Annotated in this window: 24 protein-coding genes; 14 read left to right on the top strand and 10 right to left on the bottom strand. The window is 70.8% G+C overall.

Annotated elements, in window-relative coordinates; translation table 11 throughout:
- Positions 1-101 precede the first annotated feature (101 nt).
- On the top strand, positions 102-1,052 hold the full coding sequence (locus tag Ahu01nite_RS17970; protein WP_239158925.1) for a glycosyltransferase family 2 protein: 951 nt from the start codon (positions 102-104) through the stop codon (positions 1,050-1,052).
- On the opposite strand, the gene fgd is transcribed toward Ahu01nite_RS17970, so the two are convergent.
- Positions 1,049-2,044: a glucose-6-phosphate dehydrogenase (coenzyme-F420) gene (gene fgd / locus Ahu01nite_RS17965; RefSeq protein WP_203837686.1), complete on the bottom strand. Its 996-nt coding sequence runs from the start codon at positions 2,042-2,044 to the stop codon at positions 1,049-1,051. The two genes, Ahu01nite_RS17970 and fgd, sit on opposite strands and share 4 nt — an antisense overlap.
- A 9-nt stretch (positions 2,045-2,053) precedes the next feature.
- Positions 2,054-3,922, bottom strand: a complete 1,869-nt coding sequence (locus tag Ahu01nite_RS17960) for a sigma-70 family RNA polymerase sigma factor (RefSeq protein ID WP_203837685.1) — start codon at positions 3,920-3,922, stop codon at positions 2,054-2,056.
- A gap of 230 nt (positions 3,923-4,152) precedes the next feature.
- Here Ahu01nite_RS17960 and Ahu01nite_RS17955 point away from each other — a divergent pair, with 230 nt between their 5' ends.
- The 4 genes from Ahu01nite_RS17955 (at position 4,153) to Ahu01nite_RS17940 (ending at position 7,318) form a co-directional block, all read left to right on the top strand.
- A complete protein-coding gene (locus Ahu01nite_RS17955) occupies positions 4,153-4,554 on the top strand; it encodes an ATP-binding protein (protein WP_203837684.1) in 402 nt (133 codons plus the stop codon).
- A 145-nt stretch (positions 4,555-4,699) separates the two neighbouring features.
- Complete coding sequence (locus Ahu01nite_RS17950; RefSeq protein ID WP_239158924.1) at positions 4,700-5,839, top strand: PP2C family protein-serine/threonine phosphatase; 1,140 nt, start codon at positions 4,700-4,702, stop codon at positions 5,837-5,839.
- 74 nt (positions 5,840-5,913) lie between these two features.
- Positions 5,914-6,393 carry a MarR family winged helix-turn-helix transcriptional regulator gene (locus Ahu01nite_RS17945; RefSeq protein WP_203837683.1) on the top strand — a complete coding sequence of 160 codons (480 nt, stop codon included), beginning with the start codon at positions 5,914-5,916 and terminating at the stop codon, positions 6,391-6,393.
- A 49-nt stretch (positions 6,394-6,442) separates the two neighbouring features.
- Positions 6,443-7,318 carry an LLM class flavin-dependent oxidoreductase gene (locus Ahu01nite_RS17940; RefSeq protein ID WP_203837682.1) on the top strand — a complete coding sequence of 292 codons (876 nt, stop codon included), beginning with the start codon at positions 6,443-6,445 and terminating at the stop codon, positions 7,316-7,318.
- A gap of 451 nt (positions 7,319-7,769) precedes the next feature.
- Here Ahu01nite_RS17940 and Ahu01nite_RS17935 read toward each other — a convergent pair whose 3' ends face one another.
- Positions 7,770-8,117, bottom strand: coding sequence for a histone-like nucleoid-structuring protein Lsr2 (locus Ahu01nite_RS17935; protein WP_203837681.1), 348 nt, complete (start codon positions 8,115-8,117; stop codon positions 7,770-7,772).
- Positions 8,118-8,356: 239 nt separating this feature from the next.
- Here Ahu01nite_RS17935 and Ahu01nite_RS17930 point away from each other — a divergent pair, with 239 nt between their 5' ends.
- Both Ahu01nite_RS17930 and Ahu01nite_RS17925 read left to right on the top strand, forming a co-directional pair.
- Entirely contained in the window at positions 8,357-8,794 is a 438-nt protein-coding gene (locus Ahu01nite_RS17930) for a hypothetical protein (RefSeq protein ID WP_203837680.1), read from the top strand.
- Between the two features lie 38 nt (positions 8,795-8,832).
- Positions 8,833-10,119, top strand: a complete 1,287-nt coding sequence (locus Ahu01nite_RS17925) for a D-alanyl-D-alanine carboxypeptidase family protein (RefSeq protein WP_438874795.1) — start codon at positions 8,833-8,835, stop codon at positions 10,117-10,119.
- A gap of 335 nt (positions 10,120-10,454) precedes the next feature.
- Here Ahu01nite_RS17925 and Ahu01nite_RS17920 read toward each other — a convergent pair whose 3' ends face one another.
- Positions 10,455-10,952, bottom strand: coding sequence for a DUF456 domain-containing protein (locus Ahu01nite_RS17920; protein ID WP_203837679.1), 498 nt, complete (start codon positions 10,950-10,952; stop codon positions 10,455-10,457).
- Between the two features lie 154 nt (positions 10,953-11,106).
- Here Ahu01nite_RS17920 and Ahu01nite_RS17915 point away from each other — a divergent pair, with 154 nt between their 5' ends.
- Positions 11,107-11,736 carry a PIG-L deacetylase family protein gene (locus Ahu01nite_RS17915; protein ID WP_203837678.1) on the top strand — a complete coding sequence of 210 codons (630 nt, stop codon included), beginning with the start codon at positions 11,107-11,109 and terminating at the stop codon, positions 11,734-11,736.
- A 176-nt stretch (positions 11,737-11,912) separates the two neighbouring features.
- Complete coding sequence (locus Ahu01nite_RS17910; RefSeq protein ID WP_203837677.1) at positions 11,913-12,821, top strand: sigma-70 family RNA polymerase sigma factor; 909 nt, start codon at positions 11,913-11,915, stop codon at positions 12,819-12,821.
- Between the two features lie 68 nt (positions 12,822-12,889).
- On the opposite strand, the gene Ahu01nite_RS17905 is transcribed toward Ahu01nite_RS17910, so the two are convergent.
- The gene (locus Ahu01nite_RS17905; RefSeq protein WP_203837676.1) at positions 12,890-15,232 is read right to left on the bottom strand and encodes a HelD family protein; all 2,343 of its coding nucleotides are present in this window, start codon (positions 15,230-15,232) and stop codon (positions 12,890-12,892) included.
- A 183-nt stretch (positions 15,233-15,415) separates the two neighbouring features.
- Here Ahu01nite_RS17905 and Ahu01nite_RS17900 point away from each other — a divergent pair, with 183 nt between their 5' ends.
- Positions 15,416-15,910, top strand: a complete 495-nt coding sequence (locus Ahu01nite_RS17900; protein ID WP_203837675.1) for a hypothetical protein — start codon at positions 15,416-15,418, stop codon at positions 15,908-15,910.
- Positions 15,911-15,914: 4 nt separating this feature from the next.
- Here the strand turns inward: Ahu01nite_RS17900 and Ahu01nite_RS17895 are convergent, their stop codons facing one another.
- Entirely contained in the window at positions 15,915-16,796 is an 882-nt protein-coding gene (locus tag Ahu01nite_RS17895; RefSeq protein ID WP_203837674.1) for a sigma-70 family RNA polymerase sigma factor, read from the bottom strand.
- Between the two features lie 242 nt (positions 16,797-17,038).
- Here Ahu01nite_RS17895 and Ahu01nite_RS17890 point away from each other — a divergent pair, with 242 nt between their 5' ends.
- Complete coding sequence (locus Ahu01nite_RS17890; protein WP_203837673.1) at positions 17,039-18,652, top strand: DEAD/DEAH box helicase; 1,614 nt, start codon at positions 17,039-17,041, stop codon at positions 18,650-18,652.
- Between the two features lie 150 nt (positions 18,653-18,802).
- On the opposite strand, the gene Ahu01nite_RS17885 is transcribed toward Ahu01nite_RS17890, so the two are convergent.
- The gene (locus tag Ahu01nite_RS17885; protein WP_203837672.1) at positions 18,803-19,447 is read right to left on the bottom strand and encodes a hypothetical protein; all 645 of its coding nucleotides are present in this window, start codon (positions 19,445-19,447) and stop codon (positions 18,803-18,805) included.
- 17 nt (positions 19,448-19,464) lie between these two features.
- Between Ahu01nite_RS17885 and Ahu01nite_RS17880 the strand changes: the two genes are divergently transcribed.
- Positions 19,465-19,647, top strand: a complete 183-nt coding sequence (locus Ahu01nite_RS17880) for a hypothetical protein (protein ID WP_203837671.1) — start codon at positions 19,465-19,467, stop codon at positions 19,645-19,647.
- A gap of 9 nt (positions 19,648-19,656) precedes the next feature.
- Here Ahu01nite_RS17880 and Ahu01nite_RS17875 read toward each other — a convergent pair whose 3' ends face one another.
- The 3 genes from Ahu01nite_RS17875 to Ahu01nite_RS17865 form a co-directional block, all read right to left on the bottom strand.
- A complete protein-coding gene (locus Ahu01nite_RS17875; RefSeq protein ID WP_438874793.1) occupies positions 19,657-20,697 on the bottom strand; it encodes an App1 family protein phosphatidate phosphatase in 1,041 nt (346 codons plus the stop codon).
- A gap of 118 nt (positions 20,698-20,815) precedes the next feature.
- The gene (locus Ahu01nite_RS17870; protein ID WP_239158922.1) at positions 20,816-21,529 is read right to left on the bottom strand and encodes a hypothetical protein; all 714 of its coding nucleotides are present in this window, start codon (positions 21,527-21,529) and stop codon (positions 20,816-20,818) included.
- Between the two features lie 119 nt (positions 21,530-21,648).
- Positions 21,649-21,975: a hypothetical protein gene (locus Ahu01nite_RS17865; RefSeq protein WP_203837670.1), complete on the bottom strand. Its 327-nt coding sequence runs from the start codon at positions 21,973-21,975 to the stop codon at positions 21,649-21,651.
- A gap of 124 nt (positions 21,976-22,099) precedes the next feature.
- On the opposite strand from Ahu01nite_RS17865, the gene Ahu01nite_RS17860 reads away from it, so the two are divergent.
- Both Ahu01nite_RS17860 and Ahu01nite_RS17855 read left to right on the top strand, forming a co-directional pair.
- Entirely contained in the window at positions 22,100-22,942 is an 843-nt protein-coding gene (locus Ahu01nite_RS17860) for an NAD-dependent protein deacetylase (protein ID WP_203837669.1), read from the top strand.
- Between the two features lie 194 nt (positions 22,943-23,136).
- Complete coding sequence (locus Ahu01nite_RS17855) at positions 23,137-24,138, top strand: LacI family DNA-binding transcriptional regulator (protein ID WP_203837668.1); 1,002 nt, start codon at positions 23,137-23,139, stop codon at positions 24,136-24,138.
- The last annotated feature ends 90 nt before the right edge of the window (positions 24,139-24,228 follow it).

The following is a 24,228-nucleotide window of genomic DNA, read 5'->3' as shown; positions in this document are numbered from 1 at the left end:
GTTGTGTCCCGCCCCAGAAATCGCCCCGCCGCCGAGGAGCCACCGCCATGCCTCCCTCGTCGCGACGTCCGCCCCCGTCGCACGCAAACTGGTCACCGAGCGTGACCGTTGTCATCCCGGCCCTCAACGAGGAACACAACCTGCCGCTCGTGCTCGAAAACCTCCCGGCCGTCGACGAGGTGATTGTGGTCGACGGCCGCTCGGACGACGACACCGTCGCGGTCGCCCGTGAGGTGCGTCCCGACGTGATCGTGGTCCGGCAGACCCGCAGCGGCAAAGGTAACGCTCTGGCCTGCGGTTTCGCCGCCGCCACCGGCGACATCGTGGTGACCCTCAACGCCGACGGGTCGGCCGACCCCGGCGAGATCCCGCGCTTCGTCGACGCCCTGCTCTCCGGCGCCGAGGCCGCACACGGCTCCCGGTTCCGATACGGCGGCGACCACAAGGACGCCCTGCCGGCCGAACGCTTCGGGCACGCCGTGCTGAGCCGCATCGTCAACGTTGCGTTCCGCACCCGGTTCACGGACCTGAGCTGCGGCTACAACGCGTACTGGCGGGAGCTTCTGCCCGTGCTCGACCTGCCGGCTCCGGTGCAGCGCGGCCTCAAGCGCGGCAGCCCGGCCTGGGGCGACGGCGCCGAGATCGAAACCCTGATCACGGTCCGGATGGCGACCCGCGGGCTGCGCGTGGTCGAGGTCGCGACCGTCGGCTATCCCCGCATCCACGGCGACCGGCCCCGGCAGTTCTTCCCGGCGGCGTTGCGCGTGCTCCGCACGGTGCTGACCGAATATGCCCGCCGCTGGGGCCGCACTCCGGGCCGGGTCGTCCCCCGCGCCGCGGAGCTGCCGGAATCCCAGATCCAGCGCCCGCGCCGCACCGACTTCCCCTTCGCCGGCAACGCAGACTTCGCCGGCAACGCAGAGCAGACCGGCCGGCACTCCGTCCCGCCGCCGTCGCGCCCTCGCCGCCGGGGAGACCTCAGGGTCATCCGCGGCGAGGGCGGCAGCGAGACGGGCTCCGGCTGGGAGGAACCCCGGCGCCGCAGCGGCTAACGGTTGCGCAGCTTCGGGAGGATCTCCTCGCCGTAGACGCGCAGGAAACGGTCCTGGTCCGGGCCGGGCGCGTGGAAGACGAGGTGCTTGAAGCCCATGTCGAGGTATTCGGCGACCTTCGCCACGTGCTCGTCCGGGTCGGAGGAGACGATCCAGCGGGTGACCGTACGGTCGACCGACAGCGCGTCCGCGCGGCGCTGCATCTCGATCGGGTCCTCGACGCCGGTCTTCTCCTCCGGGGAGAGGGCCAGCGCACCCCAGTAGTGGGTGTCGTTGCGGGCCCGTTCGAGGTCGGGGTCGAAGGAGACCTTGACCTCGATCATCAGGTCCAGGTCGTCGAGGGAGCGGCCCGCCTTCTCCGCACCCTCCTTGACGGCCGGCAGCAGCGTGTCGGTGTAGAGCTCGTGGCCCTTGCCGCTGGTCGTGATGAAGCCGTCGGCGATGCGACCGGCGAGCCGGGTGGCCGCCGGGCCGGAGGCGCCGATGTAGATCGGCACCGGCTGCTCCGGCTTGTCGTAGATCGTCGCGACCTCGGTGCGGTAGAAGTTGCCCTCGAACGTCACCCGGTCCTCGGCCCAGAGCTGCTTGATCAGCTGGACCGCCTCCTTGAGCCGGGCGAAGCGCTCCTTGCCGTCCGGCCAGGCCAGGCCGAGCGGCACCTCGTTGAGCGACTCCCCCGAGCCGACGCCGAGCACGACGCGACCGGGGGCGAGGCAGCCGAGCGTGGCGAACGCCTGGGCGACCACGGCGGGGTGGTAGCGGAACGTCGGGGTGAGCACGCTCGTGCCGATCAGCACCCGCTCGGTGCTGGTCGCGAGCGCGCCCAGCCAGGGCAGCGCGGCGGGCGCGTGCCCGCCGTCGTGCCGCCACGGCTGGAGGTGGTCGCTGACGAAGACGGAGTCGAATCCCTGCTGCTCCGCGTCGATGCCGTAGCGGAGCAACTCGCGCGGGGCGAACTGCTCCGCCGAGGCCTTGTAGCCGAACCGAATCATGAACCGACCCTATCCCGCGGCCTTGTACGCCTTACCGGCTTCCGTGGGGGTGCTCGCGTCTTTGTAGAGACCGAAGTCGACGCTGTCCCCGACCGCGGGCAGGCCGAACCAGGCGTAGCGCTCGAGCCAGGACCGCGATTCCATGCCCTTCGTGCTGCCCTGGATGAACGCGACCTCCTGAGCGGCCGACGGGTACTTCGGGGAGCCGGAGAAGTTCATCAGGCCGTACTCCGTGACCCAGATCGGCAGGTCGTACTTCTTGTGTACCGCGTCGACGTAACCGAGGAACTGGCCCACCGCGGCGTCGCTGAAGTCGGAGCCGTACCAGTGCAGGGTGATGAAGTCGACCCGCAGGTTCTTGTCCTTGGCGCCGGTCATGAAGCGGTCGAGCCACCCGCCGTCGGTGTCCGCGCCGTAGGCGACCGCCGGACTGCCGAGTCGCATCGCCGTGTCCTGCAGCTTCGGCCAGTCGGCGAGGGCGTCCTCGACGCTCATGTTCGCCTGCCCGCCCATGTCCGGCTCGTTGAAGCCGAGCAGGACGTCGCCCTCCTTCTTGACCTTGGCGAGGTCGGCGGTGGTGACGTTCGCCTTACCCCAGATCATGGGTACGAACTCCACGTCCGCGGGCCCCGGCATGCTGTCGTTGTTCGTCGACCAGTTGTAGTACCAGCCCGCGCCGACGTCCGCGAGTGCGCCCTTGGCACCGCTGAACTCCCAGCTGCCCACGCCCTTCTTGGCCGACGTCTCCGTGGCCGGCACCGGGGTGACCGCCTTGGTCTTCGTCTTCGTCTTACTGGGGGACGGCTTGACCGATGCTTTCGCTGAGGGCGACGTGCTCGGTGTTGCGGAAGGGGGCAGCGTGAGCCGCGGGGTCGGTGAGGCAGCCGTGACGACCGCCGCGCTGTTCACCGGCTTGTCGTCGTGGGTGTAGACGACCGCCGCCGCGCCACCGCCGGCGACCGCACCGGTTGCGAGCACCGCCGTCAGGACCCGGCGGCCGATGCCGACCGTGCCCTTGATCGCGATCTTGGTGGCGAGCGCCTTGCCGGAGCCGCCTGCCGCGTGGGCGGCGACGTGGCTCGCGGCCGTCGCACCGGCTCCGTAGCCACCGAAGTGGGCGCCCAGCGACGCCGGGATCGGCACCAGCGCCATCCCGACCAGCAGCCGCTCGGCGGCGACCAGTCCCGACCAGGCCGGGGAGCACTGGCGGCAGTCGCGGGTGTGCCGGGCGATGCGCTTGCGCCACAGCGGGCTCGGCCGCCGGTCCCACTCGGTCAGCACGAACGCCAGCTCCGCGCAGGGCGGGGTCGCGTCGAGCGCCCGCACGACCACCCGGGCGGTCTCCAGCTGGCCCTTCATCCGCTGGATCCGGACGGCGGCGTGCTGGCGGGTCACCTCGATGGCGTCGACGATCTCGTCGCGGGTCAGCTCGCCGGAGGCCTCGAGCCACCAGAGCGAGAGCAGCTCGCGGTTGTCCTCGTCGAGCCAGCGGGTGGCCTCCGCGGTCTCCTTGCGCTGACCGGCCAGCTCGAGCCGGGTGATCGCCAGGTCGGTGAAGTCGGCGCCGGGGTCGCGCACGTCGTCGGGCAGCAGCGCGTCCGGGGTGCCGCGGCGGACCCGGTAGCGCTCGCGGACCTGACGGACGGTGATCGCCACGAGCCAGGACCGGAACGCCTCGGGGTCGCGCAGGTCACCGAGGTTGCGCAGAACCCGCAGCATCGTGTCCTGCACGACGTCGTCGACGTCCGCGTGCCCGTCGAGGGCCCGCCCGACGATCGTGTAGACGAGCGGCAGGTACCCGGCGACGAGGCGGTCGATCGCGGCCGCGTCGCCCTCCCGGGCGGCCACCACCGTCGCGGTGTCCGGTTGAAACGCCATCTGTGTGAGGACCTCTCCGTGGAGCATCGATCATTGCTCGCGGCAGCGGTTTTGCCGGCCACGGATAGGGAGACTGCCCGGACGGCCTGCGATAACAGGAACTTCGGCGCGTTCTTCCGGAGCCTTCCGACCGCGATTGCCGCCACACCGGGGGTTAGCCGGGGCCCGGCGCGGGCACTCCACCGTCATCGGCGATCGCGATCATACGAGCAGCGGAGGAGGTCGGCGCCATGCGTGTCTCGCTTCATCTGAACCTGCCGCGTGAGGTCGACAGCGTTCCCGCCGTCCGCCGGCTGCTCCGTTGCGCCCTGGCCGTCTTCCACGTCGACCGCGAGGTCGGCGAGGATCTGGAGATCGCCCTGACCGAGGCGTGCGCCAATGTCGTGCGTCACGCGGAGGGCGCCGACAGCCTCGAGGTACGCCTCGACGTCGGCGAGGACCGCTGCGCCATCGACGTGAGCGACAACGGCGAGGGCTTCGACGCCGACGCCGTGGACGACCCGGTCCAGAGCTCCGAGCACGGCCGCGGGTTGTTCCTCATCCGGGCGCTCAGCGAGAACGTCCGCATGCAGTCGACCCCGCGCCGGGGCAGCCTGATCCACTTCGAAAAGGCCTTCGCGACCGCGCATTGATCCACATCCTGGTGCCGCACCGGGAGACAGCTCCGCCACAGGGAAACACCGCGCGACCCCGCGCGGGGGTCCCACGCGTCCCCCTTATCATCTTTGCTCTACGGCAAATATTGCTATAGCTCACACAAAGGAAAGAGGCTGCACATTGTCCGACCGCCCGACACCCCTGGGCGTGCTGCTGCGTGCGGCACCGCCCGACCGGCTGCCCGAGGTGGTGGCCGAGCACCTGCGCCGGCATCACGCCGCCGGCCGGGTGGAGGTGCTGCTCGGTGACCTCACCCTTACCGGCCTCTGGCCCCTGATCGACCCCGGCGTCCAGGACGCCAGCACCCTCGCCCCGCGCTGCTTCGGCAGCCAGCGCCCGGTTGTCGACATCACCCCCGAGCTGAACCGGGCCTACCTGCCGCTCAGCGTCTGGGGCGAACGGCTGGGCGTCCTCGTCGTGGAAACCTCGCTGCCGTCGGGCACCGGCCTGACCGAGCAGCTCTCGGCCATCGCGGACGAACTCGCCATCGCGCTGCGGGCCGCCGACGTAGTCACCGACCGCTATCGGCAGGTGACCCGGCGCCAGCGCCTCACGATGGCCGCCGAGCTGCAGTGGGAGCTGCTGCCCGGCCGCTCCCTCGGCGATGACCGCTTCCTGATCGCCGGTCAGCTCGAACCCGCGTACGCGGTGTACGGCGACCACTTCGACTGGGAGCTCTCCGGCAACCGCCTCACCGTCACGGTGCTCAACGGCTCCGGCGACGGCCTCGAGGCCTCGGTGCTCAGCACGGTGGCGGTCAACGCCATGCGCAACGCCCGCCGCTCCGGCGCCAACATCGTCGAGCAGGCCGAGCTGGCGTCCGACGCTATCTACGGGCGCTACGCCGGTGTCCTGCACACCGCCACCCTGCTGCTGGAGGTCGACCTCGTCAGCGGGCAGGTGGCCGCGGTCGACGCCGGGTCGCCGAAGGCCGTCATCGCCCGCGAACGCGAGATCCGGCCGGTCACGCTGGAGCAGCAGCTGCCGCTGGGCATGTTCGGCGAGACGCGTTACGAGACCCAGCACTTCTCGCTCGAACCCGCCGACCGGCTGCTCATCGTCAGCGACGGCGTGCACGCCGCTGCGCCGGGCGGGCGTACCCCGTATGGTGAGTCAGCCCTGCTGACCGCACTGCGCAGGACGCGGCTGCAGCCCGCGACCGAGGCAGTGGGTACGGTGATGCGCGGCCTCCGGGATTACCACGCGGGTTCGGACCCCGACGACGACGCGGTCACCGTCTGCCTCGACTGGCGGCGATGACGCTTCAAACCCGGGGCGATCGGGTACGCAGGCACCGCAAGAAAACCCCCAGTCCCCGAGTACAGAGGACCGGCATGGAGCGCGTCACTGACGTCGCCGCGGCTGTGGAGTCGACGGTGGAGTCGATGCTGGGCGTCTTTGAGAGCGCCCGGCTTGCCCAGTCCCCGGCCGTCCCTCCGGCCCAGCTACGGGTCCTCACGATCATCTCGCGTAACGAGCACGTCAACATGAGCCGGCTGGCCGAGACGCTCGACGTCGTGCCCTCGTCCGCGAGCCGGCTCTGCGACCGTCTCGAGGCGACCGGCCTGCTGCGCCGCGTGCCAGACCCCCGGGACCGTCGCGAGGTGCGCCTGCTGCCCACCCCCGCGGCCCGCAGGCTGCTGGACGAGCTCCGCGAGCGGCGGCAGTCGGCGCTCGCGGAGGTCCTGGAACGGATGCCACCGGCCCGGCGCGCCGAACTGGTGCGGGCCCTCGCGGCCTTCGACGCCGCAGCGACATCGGTCGCGACGGGCTCGGCCGCCGAGGATGACAGCGACGGGCTTCGTACGGCCTGACCAGCCCGGTGCTCGCCGCCCTGAGCGCGGGGTGCGATAGGTTCCCCCGATGCGTATCGGCATCGTCATCCTCCCCGACCAGCGCTGGTCCGAAGCGAGCCATCGCTGGCGGCGCGCGGAGGAGTACGGCTTCGACCACGCCTGGACGTACGACCATCTCGGCTGGCGCGATCTGGTCGACGGTCCCTGGTTCGACGCCGTCCCGACGCTGACCGCCGCGGCGAGCGTGACCAGCCGGATCGGGCTGGGCACTTTCGTCGCCTCCCCGAACTTCCGGCACCCGGTGCATTTCGCCCGCGAGACCCTCGCCGTGGACGACATCTCAGGCGGCCGGCTGCTGCTCGGGGTCGGTGCGGGCGGCCTCGGCTTCGACTCCGACGTGCTGGGCAAGCCCGCGCTGACGCCGCGCGAGCGGGTGGATCGTTTCGCCGAGTTCCTCGACCTGTTCGGGCGACTGCTGACCGAGGACCACGTCTCGTATTCCGGCACCTACTACCAGGCGGTGGACGCGCGTACGCTCCCCGGCCCGCTGCAGCGGCCCCATCCCCCGCTGATCGTGGCGGCGAACGGGCCCCGGGCACTGCGTCTCGCAGCCCGGCACGGCGACGGCTGGGTGACCACCGGCGCCCAGGCGGTCGACGACGAGAACGCGTGGTGGCGCTCGGTGGCCGAGATCAGCGAGCGGTTCGGCGCGGCGCTGGAGCAGGCCGGCCGCAGCGGTGTCGACCGTTATCTCAACCTCGACTCGTCGCCGGTCTTCTCGCTGAGCAGCCCGCAGGCATTCGAGGACGCGATCGGCCGGGCCCGCGAACTCGGTTTCACCGACGTTCTCGCGCACTGGCCGCGGGCATCGAGCTGGTATGCCGGTGACGAGAGGGTTCTCGAAACGGTCGCCGCCGCGCTGCCCGCGCTCCGCGAATCCTGAGCCACCGCCCGCGACGCACCGCAATCTTTCCGGCACGCAGCGACGATGAACGATGTGTATCTCGCGAAAGTCCTAGCCTTTTCGCGTAGTACCCACCGATCGCACCGGCAACTTTCGGGCCCGGCCGATCCCCGCCTTTAGGCATGCGCTTCGGCTGCCTTTCCTGGACCGGCCGCCCCTTTAGTCATCACTTGGGCATAGCCCGGACCGCTTGGACATCGCTTGCGGGCCGCCTTGATCACCATTTACGCGCGGTGCCCGGATCCGCGGCGGGCCGGGCCGATCGCCATTGCCGACCGCCCGCTGATCACTTTCAGCTTCCGTCTCGCCACAAAGAGCTAACAGACTGGCTCATGCAGCCTCCAGGCCGGCAAGCCGGTCGCCCGGCTGCACACAGCATTGCGGCCGACCGGGTGACCGGTCGGCCGCGGCAATGCGGTTCGAAGTGGGATCAGCGACCGTGCGCGGCCCGGTAGGCGCTACTGACGCCCTGCGGGATGCGGCCACGCTCGGAGATCTGGTGCCCGTGCTCGGCCGCCCACTCGCGGATCAGCCGATTCTCGTCGCGGCTTCCGGCAGTGCGCACCGGCGCCGGCCGGCCCGCTGCCCGGGCCGCACCCGCGCGGCCGATTCGCGTGCCCGCGTTGATGAACGGATCCAGGGCCTTGCGCAACTTGCCGGCATTGGCCTCGGAAAGGTCGATGGTGTATGCCGTGCCGTCGAGGCTGAACTCGACCGTGCGATCGGCTGGCTTTCCATCGAGGTCGTCGATGAGGGTGGTGATTACCTGCCGCGCCATAACGACTCCTGAGAAGAATCCGAATAACGGGCTTAAGCATGGACTGTGAACCGGCGCACGCGCAACAGTTTCGCAGGATTTCACAGAATATCGCCGAGGCCGGGCAATTAACGGCGAGCGGGGCCACTAATTGCGCCGCCACTATTGTCGGCGAATCGACGCTCGGTGCGCCCCGATCCGCACGAGGTGCGCAAAACCCGGGTGGGCAGCGGCCGCGGGATGCCGTTAGGGTCGGGTCCATGGACGCCGACGACGACCGTGCCACCTGGCGCGAGCAGCGCCGGCAGGCCGTCGACGGGCACGCGGCGGCGCTGGCCGCCGACCGGGCCGCCGAGGCGGAGAAGGCCGGCGCGCTGCTCGCGAGCTTCGTGCGCCGGGCCGCCGAGCAGGGCCTGGCACCGCACGACCTGCGCGCGGTCGCCTTCGACGGCCGGTCCACGTTCCGCACCACGCTGCGCGGCTGGTATCTGAAATCGAACCGCTCGGTGGCCGTCGGCGCAGACGGCGGCTACTACGTCCTGACCGTCCCGTCCTCCCTTCGCGCCCGCTTCACGGGCGCGACCGTGTCACCCAGCTCCCCCCGGCTGGTGGTCGGCGCGGGCGGCGGCGACGGCGAAACCATCCCCCTGGCGCAGCTGCTCGAGCGCCGCCTCACCGCAGGAGCCGTCTGGCCGTGATCCCTGGCGACACCACACCCACGACCCGGCGCCGCACCCTGGCGACGTTCTGCGCCCTCGCCCTCGGCGCCGCGACCCTGTCCGCACCCACCCCGGCCTCGGCGTCCGCTTCGGCAGGGGCTGTGCGGGCTGCCGCCGCGAAGGCCGAGGTGCCGTGCCCGAAGCCCGACGTGAAGCCGCCCGCGGGACGGCCCGCCCGGCCCGTCCCGCCCGCGGACGACCCGGTCCTGCGCGCGGTCGGCGGCGACGACCTCGCCACCAACGGGCTGATCGTCCCGCAGGGCGCCAAGCAGCCCCCGGCCCTGACCGCCACGAGCTGGCTGGTCGCCGATCTGGACACCGGTGAGGTGCTGGGCGGCTGCGGCCCGCACGTCTACGGCACCCCGGCCAGCGTGCAGAAGCTGCTGCTCGCCGCGACGGTGATGGACAAACTCGATCCCAAGAAGACCATCACGATCACCCAGGAAGACCTGAACATCGAGCCCGGCAGCTCGGCGGTCGGCCTGCTCAAGGGCGGCAAGTACACCATTGCCACGCTCTGGCTCGGCCTGCTGCTCAACTCCGGCAACGAGGCTGCGAATACCCTCGCCCGCCTCGGCGGCGGCGCGGACGGCGTGCAAGGCACGGTGACCGCGATGAATGCGGAAGCGAAACGGCTGGGCGCGTACCAAACGCATGCCGTGACCCCCTCCGGCCTGGACGGACCGGGGCAGTTCACCAGTGCCTACGATCTGGCGCTCATCGCCCGCGACTGCTTCGCCAACGCCGACTTCGGCAGGTACGCCCTGACGAAGAACACCCAGATCCCGGCGCAGAAGCAGCTGAAAAAAGGCGGTTTTCAGATCCAGAACGAAAACCGCCTGATCTTCGACTACAAGGGCGCCATGGGCGGCAAAACCGGCTTCACCAAGCTGGCCCGGCACAGCTACGTCGGCGCGGCCCAGCGCGGCGGCCGCCGCCTCGTCGCCACCCTGCTCGGCGCCGAGAACAACCCCCTGCGCGGCTACGAACAGGGCGAGGCACTGCTCGACTGGGGCTTCTCCCTGCCCAAGGACGCCTCGGTCGGCAAACTGGTCACCCCCGACGCCACCGGCACAGCAACCGGCACGGCCACCGGGGAGAGCGCCGCACCCGCCTCGCCGGATGCCACCAGACCCGCCCCGGCCGCGGCACGTCCGGCAGACGACAACGGCTTCCCGCTGCTGGCGGCGGCCGGCGTCGCCATCGTCCTGGCGGCCACCCCGCTCCTACTGCTCCTCACCCAGCGCCGCCGCCGGGTGCGCCGCCGCCGCTCCCGCAGCAGCAACCCGCAGGCTTTCTACTAGGGCGCATCTGAGGGATCACGGCTGTCTGCGCCGAGGTCCAGCTTCGGTCCCGCTGCGTGGGGCGAAACCTGGACCTCGGCGCTTGTCCACCCGTAACGGTGCCCGCCTGGCTGAATGTTGCGCTGGACAGCGGGATGCGACAACTTTCTGCGGTGTTGCCCGTCAAATCTCGCCAATCGTGTCTGGCAGCAGAACAGTTGTTCCCTGGCCACACGTGATGGGTCCACGGTTGACACCTGACACCGCAGAACGTTGCGGCATTGCCGGAATGAGCGCAACTTCGTGCCCCAGGGCCAGACCCTGCTGCCCTCGCCTCCTACGGCAACCGGCTCGGATCAGGCGAAGACCAGGCCGAACAACCAGATGACGGCGACGCCCAGGGCCGCGGTGAATTCGACGAGGAGGGAGAGGCCGACCGCGGCCAGGGCCCGTTTGGTGGAGGGCCAGGCCTGCCCTGAGCCGAGGCGCATCTGTTCGGCCAGGAAGACGCCGAGGATGAAGCCGAGGACCAGGCCGACGAGCGGGATCACGAAGAAGCCGATCAGGCCCAGGACGCCGCCCGCGAGCAGGGACGTGGTCGGCACGCCGGTGCTCTTCAGGCGTTTGCCGGGCCAGAGGTATTTGACGACGGTGCCGGCGAGGGCGATGACCGTGGCCAGGGCGAGGACGACCCAGCGGCCGGAGCCGGCGTCGCCGAGCAGGGACCAGAGCAGGACCGCGCCCCAGCAGAGGAGCAGTCCGGGCAGGACCGGGATGACCACGCCGAGCACGCCCACCACCATCGCTATGCCGGCGATGAGGTTGACGGTCGTACCGCTGTCGCTGAGGTCCATGTGACAACACTGCCGTAGTCGCGCAAGAGTCCTCAACCGCGGGGCCCCACGACCGATGGACACTCAGCGCCGCCACCCCCGATGCGGCGCCCTGAGTCAGTCGCGGAGGTACCCACATGCGCCGACCGGGCCGTGAGTCTCTGGAGGGTGAGCTGTGACCCCGCGCAGCGTTCTCGCCGTTGGTGCGAATCCTGGTGATCTCGAGCTCGGCTGTGCCGGCACGCTCGCCGCGCACCGGGCCGCCGGTGATTTCGTCACGATGCTCGTGCTGAATTGTGACGGACCGGACCACCCGTCGACCAAACGTACGGAGGCCGCCGCCAAGGCGCTGGACTGCCTGCTGCTCTGGGGCCCCGAGGCCGCCGAGCGCCGGCAGGCCACGGATCGGCGCAGGCGGGACCGCGGTGCCGAGGACCGCCGGGCCGGGGTCGGCCGCCCGCCCGCGACCGCCGCGATCGAGAACGTGCTCACCGGTGTCGACGCCGATGTCATCTACGTGCACGCACCCGAGGACGCGAACGACGATCGCCAGCAGGCCGCCGAGGCCACTGTCGTCGCGGCGCGGCACAGCAGCCGGGTGCTGCACTACGCCGGGGAGTCGACGCTGCGGTTCGACCCTTCGCTGTACGTCGACATCACGGCGTACCTGAAAGACAAGCTCGAGGTGTCCACCGACCCGGAGCTGACCAGTGCCACGGCCCGGCACTTCGGCGCCCAGGCGCGGGTCCGCTATGCGGAAGCGTTCGCTCCGGACCGCTTTGTGTGGGACCTCATCCGTCGCTGAAACCCCGTGGATCACCAGGGAGACCACCCGCCCCAGGAGGCTTGAGGAAAAGAGTCGAAGCAACCGGTACGCAACTCTGTGCGACCGGAACGCATACCCCACGTCACGGAAAGTTCTCCCTGTCAGCCGGTACCGCCCACTGCCGCGGGCTACCGACAACATCCGGGGGAAAAGACATGACGAGCACCATGACGACCGCTGCCGACCTCACCGCCGACGCCGCCGCCGTGACCGCCGTGCCGGCCCTGACCGCCGCCGAGCAGGAAGAGCTGATCCGCTCGCACATGCCGCTCGTCGGTCACCTGGTGCGCGACATGCTCACCCGCATCCCCAACCACATCCACCGCGACGACCTCACCAGCGCCGGCCTGCACGCGCTGGTGACGGCGAGCCGCGGCTGGGACCCGAACCGCGGCATCCCGTTCCACCGCTTCGCCACGACCCGCATCCGCGGCGCGATCCTCGACGAGCTGCGCTCGCTCGACTGGGCCACCCGCTCGGTGCGCTCGAAGGCGCGGAACACCGACACCACGCGGCAGAGCCTGACCACGACGCTGGGCCGTACGCCCACCAACGAGGAGCTGGCCCAGGCGCTCGGCACCACGACGACCGACCTGACGCAGCGCGACAACGACGTGCAGCGCGCCACCGTGCTGTCGCTGCAGGGCTTCACCACCAGCAGCGCCGACGACCTGGTCACCGAGGCCGCCCCGGGCCCCGAGGACATGCTGATCCGCCGTGAGCAGATCGGTTACCTGCACCACGCGATCGAGTCGCTGCCCGAGCGCCTGCAGCTCGTCATCACCGAGTACTTCCTCAAGGAGCGCCCGATGGCGGACATCGCCGCCGACCTGGGTGTCACCGAGTCGCGGGTGTCGCAGCTGCGCGCCGAGGCGCTGTCGCTGCTCAAGGACGGCATGAACACCCACCTCGACCCGGACCTCGCGCCGGCTCCGGAGAACCCGGCCAGCATCACGGCTCGTCGCCGCGCGTCCTACTACTCCACGATCGCCGGCAACACCAACCTGCACTCGCGGCTCGCGCTGACCAACGCCCACGGCCACTCGACCTTGAAGGTCGCCTGAGTACCTGACACGGAAAAGACCGGCGTCGTCCCACGCCGGTCTTTTCCGTGTGTCCGGAACAGGAACGGTCACGCCAGGGCGGCGAGCTCCTTGGGCAGGTCGGCGGTGTGCAGCACGCCGAGGCGCCGGGTGGCCCGGGTCACCGCGACGTAGAGATCGCTGAGCCCGCGCGGGCTCTCGGCGATGATCTCGTCGGGCTGCACCACCACGACGCTGTCGAACTCGAGGCCCTTCGCCTGTTTCACCGTCATCAGCACGATGTGGTTCAGCAGGTCGGGCTGCTCCCCCACGGCCGCACCCGGGACGGCGGCGGTCAGCTCGGCGCCCAGGGACTCTTCAAGAGCATCGGGGACGAGTACGCCGACACGACCGTCGGACACCTGGGCGGACTCCGTGCGTACGGTGGAAATCAGTTGATCGGAAAGCTCGGCGGCCGGCACCCGGCGCGCCCACGGCTCGACGCCGGCCTCCCGGACCGAGCGGGGCGGCTGGAGCGACGGGTCGACCCCGGCCAGCACGTCCCCCGCGACCGCCATGATCTCGGCGGGGGTGCGGTAGTTGACGGTCAGCTCGGCCAGCCGCCAGCGCTGCGCGACGTAGGGCTCGAACGCCTGGTCCCAGCTCGTCGTGCCGGCCAGGTCACCGGTCTGCGCGACATCGCCGACCACGGTCATCGACCGGCTCGGGCAGCGGCGCATCAGCAACCGCCACGCCATCGGCGACAACTCCTGCGCCTCGTCCACGATCACGTGCCCGAAGACCCACGTGCGGTCGGCGGCAGCACGCTCGGACGCCGTCCGCGTGTCGAGCACCTCGTGACGCTCGACGAACGCGCTGGCATCGACGACGTCGATCGCGGACAGCACCTCCTCCTCGCGGTCGTCCTCGAAGTCGAGCGAGCGGGAACCCTGGACGATCTCGAGCACGCCCTCGGCGTATTCGATCGCCTCGCGCCGCTCCTGCGCGACCGCCCGGGCCCGCAGCGTGTCGTCGACACCGAGCAGCTCGGCGAGCTCGTCCAGCAACGGCACGTCGGCCGGGGCCCACCGCGCGTCGTGGGCGCGCAGCAGCAGACCGCGATCCTCCTCGCCGACCCCGGCCGACTCCAGCCGGTCGGCGTCGCTGAGCAGGTCCCGCAGGACCTGGCGCGGCGTCAGCACCGGCCACAGGTCGAAGAGGGCCTGCTGCACGTCGATATCCTCGCGCAGCTCGCGGCGGGTCTCGGCGAGGTCCGACTCCTCGAGCAGGTTCTCGCCGCCGAGCGGGTCGGCGCCGATGCGATCGGCGATCTGCTGCGACAGCGCGTGGATCGCCTCGGTGACGAAGAGCTGCCGGGCCACGTTGTGCGGGCGGCCGGAGCGCCGGGCGATCTCGCGGGCGTCCTCGCAGACGCCGCGCTCGATGCGCAGCGGGTAGCCGTCGTGGTCGACCTCGACGTAGTCGTCGGGCACGGTCTGCCGGTCGGCGACCGCCTGCGCGAGCACATCGAGGATGCCGAGACCGCCCTTGATCGCGGCGGCCGCGGGGGCCTCGTCGGCGCGGGCGGTCACCCCGGGGAACATGTCGCCGAGCGTCGCGAGCAGCACACCGGTCTCGGCCAGAGACGGAAGAACCTGCGAGATGTAGCGCAGGAACGTCGCATTAGGACCGAGGATCAGCACGCCCTGCCGTGTCAACTGGGCCCGATGGGTATAGAGAAGGTAGGCGGCGCGGTGCAGCGCGACGGCAGTCTTGCCGGTCCCGGGTCCACCCTGGACCACCATCACGCCGGCGAGCCCGGAGCGGATCACCTCGTCCTGCTCGGACTGGATCGTCTCGACGATGTCCCGCATCCGGCCGGTGCGCCCCGCGGTCAGCGCGGAGAGCAGCGCGGCCTCGCCGGTCACGTCCTCCCGGCCACCGGCACCGGCAGCGGCGAGATCGAGGACCTCGTCGTCGATGCCGGTCAGCTCGCGGCCCCTGGTGCGCAGGTGGCGCCGGCGGGTCACACCCTCCGGTGAGACGGCGGTCGCCAGGTAGAACGGGCGCGCGGCCGGGGCACGCCAGTCGACGAGCAGTGGATCCTGGTCCCGGTCCTCGGCGAACAGCCCGAGCCGGCCGATGTAGCGGGGGTTGTCCGCGGCGAAGTCGAGCCGGCCGAAGCACAGGCCGTTCTCGACCGCATTCATCTGCGCGACCTGCTCGGCCCAGTGACTGCGGGTGGCCTCGCGCTGCGAGCGGCCCTGCGGGGTGCCGCCGGCCTCGAGCAGAATGGCCCGCAGCCTCTCGGCGGCCTGGTCGCGCAGCAGGTCAAGGCGCTCATAGAGAGCCGTGAGATAGGCCTGCTCGTCGGTGAGGAGATCGGCGTCGTTCCGCAAAGTGTTCCTACCGTCGGCGGAGCTTGACAAAAGTGCTCCCTGTTGTGGTAACATTCGCCAGGTCAGCGGCCATTCGTGGTCGCTTTTTTCGTTTGTGCAGAAACGAAAAGAATAGCCGACCCGCGTTCCCCGCGGCGACTCCGTGAGCGAAGTTACGACGTTCTTCGGACGGTGTCCGCAATCCGTCATCGCGGGCCTGCCCGTTACGCCACGCCCGCCGTAGTGATTAACAGTGTTATGACGCACAGCCAGCAGTTGCGACGTCGGCTCGGCGCCGCGGCCCTTCTGGTCGCCGCCCTCGTCACAAGCTCTGCTTGTTCGGGCGATGACCAGCCCGCGGCCGCCGCGGCCACACCCTCCGGCGAGCCGCAAACCCTCGACGGCGCCAAGGCCGCGGCGCAGACCGTCTTCGACCGGTTCAGCGGCGGCGACTTCGGTGGCGCGTGGGAGCTCTACACCGCCGCCGGCAAGGCCGCGATCACCAGGGCGGACTACATCAAGCTCAACGAGACCTGCGCCCGCCACGGCCTGCCCATCAAGCTGACAAGCGCCCGGATGGACGGCCCCGGCAAGGCCGTCGTGATCGCGAAGCAAAAGGGCGCCGCGCAGTCGTACACGATGCGTTATGAGCACAACGCCTGGAAGCTCTCACCGGCCAAACAGGGTCTGGCCTTGTACGCGAAGGGTGCGGACAAGGCCATCGCCCTGCAGAAGAAGGCCGGAACCTGTTAAAGGATCACGCGGCGACGGGGACCGGCAGACCGTCCACACCGGTCACGGCGAGCCGGTCGCGCAGGGTGCCGTGGGTCGCGATCTGGTCGTAGTACGCCGACCGGCGGCGCGCCACGCAACCGTCCTTCGAGTTGCCCGCCAGCGACGGCTCGAGGTGGGTGTTGAGACCATCCTTGAGCAGCGACAACGCCTCCGCCCGCAGCTGCGACACCCGCGACTCGGTGACCCCGAGCTCGGCGGCGATGGCCGCCATCGGGCGCTCCTCGAAGAAGTAACCGGTGATCACCGCGCGCAGCCGGTCCGGCAGGACGTCGACGGCGTGACGCAGATAACCCGTGCGCTCGCGGCGGATCAGCATCTCCTCGGGGCCGGCACTCGGCTCCGTCACCATGTCGTCGGCGCCGGCCGTCGCGAAGCCCTGCAGGCTGAAGACCACGGCACGCTGCACGTCGTCGTCGGCCGACTCGATGTCCTCGGGCGAACAGCCGAGCCGCTCGGCGACCTCGGCGATGGTGGGCGTACGGCCCAGCTGGGCGGTCAGCTCCTGGCGGGCGGTGTCGGTGCGGCGGGCCCGCTGGCGCACCGAACGGCTCGCCCAGTCCAGGCCGCGCAGCTCGTCGAGCAGGGCACCACGGACCCGGGCCGCGGCGAACCGCGCGAACGGCACGCCCCGGGAGTCGTCGAACCCACGGGCCGCGGCCACCAGCGCCGCGTAACCGGCGGAGAGCAGGTCGTCGCGGTTCACGTGGGCGGGCACCCGGGCCAGCATCTCGCGCACCAGGTGGCCTACGAGAGGCATGTGCGACCGGACGACGTCCTCGCGACGACGATCGGTCTCGACAGCCCGCGCACCTAGACGGCGATCGGTCTCGGCAACACCGCTCATGGAAGCTTCTCCTCGGGTACCAGCCGGATCGGGGGGAGATTTCCGGCGCTGAGGAGAACGGTGAGGTCCGTCGAGTGCAGAACGGGTCACGTTCGGGTGCAGCGGGGTTGCGGTGAGTAGGCGCGTACACTTGATCTCAGCATCAGGGTCGGCCACCACGAGCAGCGACTCACGCGCCACATCCTCAAGCGCGGTCCGCGCCGGGAGGAACCGACCCCTCAGACATACGGAGTTCCCACCTGATGACCTCGTTCACCGATCTCGGCGTGCCCGCCGAGCTCGCAACGGTCCTGTCCGGCTTCGGCATCAACGAGCCGTTCCCGATCCAGACCGCGACCCTGCCCGACTCCCTCGCCGGGCGCGACGTGCTCGGCCGCGGCCGCACCGGCTCCGGCAAGACGTACGCGTTCGTCCTCCCGGTCGTCGCCCGTCTCGCCGCCTCCGGTGCTCCCCGCAAGCCGGGCCGTCCCCGCGCGCTGATCCTGGCGCCCACCCGCGAGCTCGCCACCCAGATCGAGGCCACGCTCTCGCCGCTGGCGACCAAGCTCGGCCTGCGCACCCTCACCGTCTTCGGCGGCGTCGGCGCGAACCCCCAGATCCGCGGTCTCAAGAACGGCGTCGACATCCTCGTCGCCTGCCCCGGCCGGCTCGACGACCACCTGCGCAACGGCCACGCGAGCCTCGACTCGATCGAGATCACCGTGCTGGACGAGGCCGACCACATGGCCGACCTCGGCTTCCTCCCGGTGGTCCGGCGGCTGATGGACCTCACCCCGCGCGAGGGCCAGCGGATGCTCTTCTCCGCCACGCTCGACGGCGGCGTCGACATCCTGGTCAAGCGGTTCATGCACAAGCCGGTCACGCACCACGTCGACTCGGCCTCCGAAGCGCCGATCCAGATGTCGCACCACGTCCTGCACGTGCGGCACGACGACCGCTTCCCGGTGCTGGTCGACCTGGTCGCGGCCCCCGGCCGTACGGTCGTGTTCACCCGCACCAAGCGCCGCGCCAAGACCCTGACCCGTCAGCTCATCCAGGCCGGCGTGCCCGCGGTCGAGCTGCACGGCAACCTGGCGCAGAACGCGCGTAACCGCAACCTCTCGGCGTTCTCGGACGGCAGCGCGGCGACCCTGGTCGCCACCGACATCGCCGCCCGTGGCATCCACGTCGACGACGTCGCGCTGGTCATCCACGCCGACCCGCCGGTCGAGCACAAGGCCTACCTGCACCGCTCGGGCCGCACGGCACGGGCCGGTGCCCAGGGCACGGTCATCACCCTGATGACCGACGACCAGCAGGGCGACGTCCGCGACCTCACCCGCAAGGCCGGCATCAAGCCGACGACCACGCGCACTCGCCCGGGCGACGCGCTGCTCGCCGAGCTGGCCCCGGGCGAGCGCACCTACACCGAGCCGGCCGCGTTCGACGCTGCCATGGCCGCCGCACAGCCCGCCGCGGGCCGCGACGGTGGCGACGGCGAGAACGCCGCACCGCGCGCACGGCGTGGTGGCTCGGGTGGCGGCGGTGGCACCGGCGGCGGCGGACGTCGCCGTGGTGCCAGCCGGCCCACGACCGGAGCTGCCCACGAGGGTGGCGCTGCCGGTGGCCAGGGCGGTGCCCGCTCCCAGGGTGGCGCCCGCGGCGCACAGGGCGGCGGCTCCCGGGGCGGCGCGCAGGGCGGCCGCGCCACGACCGCCGGTGGCGGCACGGGCGGCCAGGCACGCGGACGGCGCGGCGGAGGCGGTGGTACGGGCTCCACGCCGGTGCACAGCACCCAGACCGGTGGCGGCAGCAGCACCGGCGGCGCAGCGGCGTTCTCCTCCGGCTCCCGCGTCGGCGGCCGGCGGGGTCGCTGACCTCAGCGAAACCCGGCAGCCGCTTCGGCGTCCGCCGGGGATCAGCCACCCGGCCTTGAACGGCCGGCCGGCCTTTGAAACGACAGATCGGCGGTGCCCGGGCGGGCACCGCCGATTTTTTGTCTGTTGATCAGGGAGTCCGAACGGCGATCAGGGGGTGCGGACGGCCAGCTCCGTGGCGAGGCGGTAACCGTCGCGCAGTTCGAGGTCGTCGCCGCTCCAGAAGCGGCCGGGGTCGTACCAGCTGGCCTTGCGGTCCCGGGGCAGCAGGCCCATGTCCTCGTAGGTGACCGCGACCACCTCGGCGCAGTAGGCCGTTTCGAGGTCGCCCTCGGGCTCTTCGGCGTCCTGCCACGGCAGGCGCAGCTGCGGCACCCGGCCGCGGGCCCAGCGCCACGCGAGCTGGGCGCTCGACGGGAACGGCGTGCCGTCGAGGCGGGCGACCGTCTTGAGGGCGCGGTCCTCCATCTCCTTGGTGACCGGCTGTTCGAGCTGACGCAGCCAGCCGCGCTGGCCGTAGCGATGCGCCCAGACCGTCACGGCGTCGCGCAGGTCATGCAGCTGCACCCCGCGCTGGAACGTGCCGGACCACATGTCGGGCAGGGAGCGGCCCAGCTCGGCGTGCCACATCAGCGGGGGCATGTCCTCGATCACGATCGACATGCCGACGTGGTTGACGGGGCTGTTCGTCATGGTCTGGATGGCCCGGTCCGGGCCCGATCGCCCCCGGAAAATCCAGATATCGCCCGTGCGGGTCAGGTCGATGGCCTCTTCGAGGCTGATGTCGGCAACCACTTGTCTATCCTCGGCAGATGCGTTGGTGGAAAGTAGCGGGATTGGCAGGGCTGGCGGGAGTCGCCGCCACGGGTGCGGTGCTGGCACGACAGGAGCGCAAACGACGGGCGTACACGCCCGATGAGATCCGGGACCGGCTCCATGCCCGGGTCGCCGAGTCGGAGACGTCGAGGGACTCGGTCAGCGTCGACGACGACTGAGGCCCGTAGCTAGGCGACATCGGAATCCCGGATCAGGGACCACAGGCCCGCGCCGTCCGGCGCGGAGAACCAGGTCTTACCTCCGGAACCTACCGTCTCGGGAGTGCCGGCCGGGCCAGGAATGGCACCGGCCAGCACCGACTCCGTCGCGGACAGGCGGCGGATCGCGATGGCGGCGACGTTGTCCGGGTGCGCGTTGGCGAACTCGGAGTAGATCTCCTGGTCGTGCTGCCCGTCGTCGCCGATGAGCAGCCAGCGGATGTGCGGGAACTCGTTGGAGAGCCGGGCCAGGGTGTTGCGCTTGTGCTCCCGGCCGCTGCGGAACCACCTGTCCGGGGTCGGGCCCCAGTCGGTCAGCAGCAGCGGACCGGCCGGGTAGAGGTGGCGCGACAGGAACCGGCTCAGGGTCGGGGCGACGTTCCACGCGCCGGTCGACAGGTAGAAGACCGGGGAACCGGGGTTCGCGGTGACGAGCCGCTCGTAGAGCACCGCCATGCCGGGCACGGCGTTGCGGGCGTGCTCGTCCAGCACGAACGTGTTCCACGCCGCCAGCAACGGCCGGGGCAGCGCGGTCACCATGACCGTGTCGTCGATGTCGCTGATCACCCCGAACTTCATGGCGGGGTCCACCACCCGGATCGGCGCCTCCACGGGGGAAGCGCCGTCGGTGCTGAGCCGGACGCTGCCCCACCCGGGTTCGAGGTCGCCCTTCACCCGGGTGTCGACGTATCCGCTGCGGTCGGTGCGGGTCTCGTGGATCCGGTCGCCGATCTGGATCTGCACGGCCGCGTTGTTCACCGGTGAGGTCGTGAAGCTGCGCCAGCCGCGTACCTTCTCCAGCCGTTTGGTCACCTGATTACGCCGGGTGAGCACCACCCGGGCCATGACGCGGGCCCAGCCGGGGGCTCCGTACCCGGTGTACGCGGTGATCACCGGCTGCCAGCCGCGTTGCCGCAGCCTCCGCTCGATGACCTCGTGCACGGCGTCCTCGATGCGCGCGGCGCGATGCAGCCGCACGGCGGGCGTGCGGCCCGCCGGGGTCACTGACACGTCGGCCTCCTGCCGTTACTCGTCAACGCCTGGGCCCGGCGCAGGCCGTCGTGATCCACCAGCTTTGCCCTAAAGACGGTACCTGGCCTAACTGGAACTCGCTGTGCAACCTCTGCTCTCAGTGGACGGCCAGGCGGGGCTGGGAGGCGCGGGCGGCGGGGATCGGGGCGGTGCGGCGTTCGGTGACGACGCCGGAGCCGGCGCGGATCTTCGCGGCCAGGGCCTCGGCGCGCAGGCCACGGAGGGTCGTGGCGGCTTTCTCCGATTCCTGCCATGCATAACGCTCACGCTCGGTAGCGGCCTGGTAGCCGGCGAACCGGTGCTCGCGGACGGCGGCGCGCAGGGCGGTTTCCTGGGCGACCGGGTGTTTGCGGGGGTTCCAGCCGTCGCGGTGCGCCAGGACGTCGTTGAGCTGGTCCATCGACAGCTCCCGGCGGCGGGTCGCGGCGAGGGCCTTGCGGTGCAGGAAACGCTCGCGGTCAGCGATCTCGGCGCGGGTGCGGCGCTGCTTGAAGACGGGGAAGACGGCCGCGGCGGCGCTGCGCCGGGCGATCCGGTCGGCCTCGTCGAACGCCGCCCACGCCGTTTCGGCCGCTTCCTGCGCCCGTTCCCAGGCCTCGCGGCGGCTACGGGCGGTGACGGCGGCCTGCTCGGCTGCGGCGGCGACCTCTTCGGCGTACCTGTCGGCTTCGGGGCGGGCCACCAGCTTGCGCGGCCGGTCACTCGGGGCCGGGCCGTCGATGTTGGGGTCTCGGCGGGGCACGGCGAAGATCGCTGTCGCGCCCGCGAAGACGAGCAGGAGGATCATCCAGATCAGGACGGCGGGTTCCACGGTTGGCACCGGCTTCTCTCGTACGTCGGAAGTCACTCGCTGTGATTAAGGACCGGCCCGATGTGAGTACGCCCAGATCTGATGAGCCGGGGCGTCGCGAAAACGGGCAGTGCGAAGGATCAGGCGAGTGGCGGCGCGCGACCGGCGAATGCGTTCGGCCGCAGCCCACCGGGGATGACCGTGCCGGCGTCGATCGGCGAGACCTCGAGAACGTCCTCGTCGAGCGTGTCCGCGAGCGGCTCCGGCTGCACGATCCGGTCGGAGAGATCCGTGGTGGCCGTGGGCGCGTCGACAACCGTGACGACCGCAGGCGGCTCGGGAACCGTCTCGGGCGCGGTCAGCGTCGGGATGGCGAATGCCAGCGCGATGAGCGCCATCCCGGCCAAAAACTGCAGCAGGCGACGCCCGTCCCAGTAACGGGGGAGCAGGCGTGCAACGGCGGCCACGTGCCTAACTTACCGTGGTCGGGAGCTCTCTGCACAGAAGGTATCGACTGAGTCCTTCGTCCCACTCCGCCGGGTGACCGACTGCCCTCGGGTTAAAGAGATCCTGGTGAGGGACCATGGATGAGTGGAATCAGTGGGTGAGTTGGCCGAGTGGGTGTCCGACGGCGGTGTGGTCGTGCTCAGCGGCGCCGGTCTGTCGACCGAGTCAGGGATCCCGGACTACCGCGGGCCGTCGGGCGTGGCGCGCGGCGCGACCCCGATGACCTATCAGGTCTTCACCCGCGACCCGATCGCCCGGCGCCGCTACTGGGCGCGCAGCCACCTCGGCTGGCGAACGATCGGCGACGCGCGCGCCAACGACGGGCACCGGGCCGTCGCACGCCTGCAGGAGCTGGGCCGCCTCGACGGCATCATCACCCAGAACGTCGACGGGCTGCACCAGGCCGGCGGCGCCCACGGCGTGGTCGAGCTGCACGGCAACCTGGCCCGCGTCATCTGCCTGGCCTGCGGCGAGGTCACCGGGCGCGCCGAGCTGGAGGACCGCCTCAACGCCGCGAACCCCGGTTTCGCCGACACGAAGACGGTGGCAACGGTCAACCCGGACGGCGACGTGGAGCTCGACGACGCCGAGCTGGACGGCTTCACGGTGGTCGACTGCACCGGCTGCGGCGGCATGCTCAAGCCCGACGTCGTCTACTTCGGCGAAACGGTGCCCGCCGCCCGGGTCAGCCGCAGCTTCGACCTCGTCGCCGGCGCCCGCACCCTTCTCGTGCTCGGCTCATCGCTGACAGTCATGTCCGGGCGACGCTTCGTGCTGCGCGCCGCCAAGGACGGGATCAGGGTCGCGATCGTCAACCAGGGCGTGACCCGGGGCGAGCCGTATGCGCAGTTGACTGTGGACGCCGCCCTCGGACAGGTGCTTCCGGCGCTGGTTCGGCACGTGGAAGGCGTACCCATCAGGGGTTAGGACCGTTTTGCACGGTCTGGGGCGAAGCGCGAAGCCATTAACCGTTTCAGGTGCGGCTTGGTTATAGACCCGAAACCTAAATAAAGACTCGGACGCGTTGACGTGACCCGGCTCACGGGGGTTAACTGCCGGAACCGGTCCCGAAACCGGTTCCGAAACTGCGGTGTTACCGCGTGGACACAGTCGGAGGACGCGTGCCAATCACCATCGCCGACGTTGCGGCCAGGGCGAAGGTCAGTAAGACCACCGTGTCCCGGGTGCTCAACGGCAAGGGTGAGCTGGACGAGTCCACCGCTGCCCGGGTTCGGGCGGTCATCGATGAGCTCGGTTACGTGCCGAGTTCGCGGGCGGTCGGGCTGGCTCGGGGGCGGACCCGGGTTGTCGGCATGCTGGTTCCCTCGCTGACCTGGCCGTGGATCGGTGAGGTGCTGCAGGGGGCGGTCGACGTGCTGGAGACCGAGCGTTACGGGCTGTTGCTGTTCACCTGCAACCGCGGGGACGAGTCGATGCGGCAGTTCGGGGCGCAGGTTTCGGCCAAGAGCTTTGACGGGCTGCTGGTCATCGAGCCCGAGGGCACCCTCGACTACATCGCCGGCCTGCATGCCCGCGGCTTGCCGGTGGTGCTGATCGACGACCGGGACGTCAAGACCGAGCAGATCCCGAGCGTCGGCACCACGAACTTCACCGGCGCGGGCTCGGCGGCGAAGCACCTGCTGGAGATCGGGCGCACCAAGCCGCTCGTCGTCGCCGGCCCGGAGCGTTTCGGGTGCACGCAGCAGCGCCTCGACGGGTTCGGCACCGAGTTCGCAGAGTCCGGGCATGCCATTCCGGCGAGCCACGTCCTGCCCGGCGACTTCACCATCGCCTCCGGCTTCGACGCGGTGAACTCGGCGATCGACGGCGGGCTCGACTTCGACGCGGTCTTCGCGCACAACGACCTGTCCGCGACCGGCGCGATGCAGGCCCTGCTCGACAGCGGGCGGCGCATCCCGCAGGACGTGGCGGTCGTCGGGTTCGACGACATCCCGATGGCGGCGCACACCCAGCCGCCACTGACCACAGTGCACCAGCCGCTGCGGGAGATGGGCGAGGCCGCGGCCCGCACGCTGCTCGCGCACTTCGAGGGCTCACCACTGCCCAACCGGCCGACCATAATCCCCGCGACGTTCACCGCCCGCGCCTCCACGGGCTCGTAGCACAAACACACACAGACCTTCGGCCCGGCCGCGAAAGCGACCGGCCGTTACCCGCCTGCACCCTGGGCACCCCTCTCACCCGATTTCGCT

Origin of the sequence: Winogradskya humida, from assembly GCF_016862215.1 — a bacterium.
GTDB classification, from domain to species: Bacteria; Actinomycetota; Actinomycetes; order Mycobacteriales; family Micromonosporaceae; genus Actinoplanes; species Actinoplanes humidus.
The sequence above is the reverse complement of the archived record's forward strand: the minus strand, read 5'-3'. Positions and strand labels throughout refer to the sequence as shown.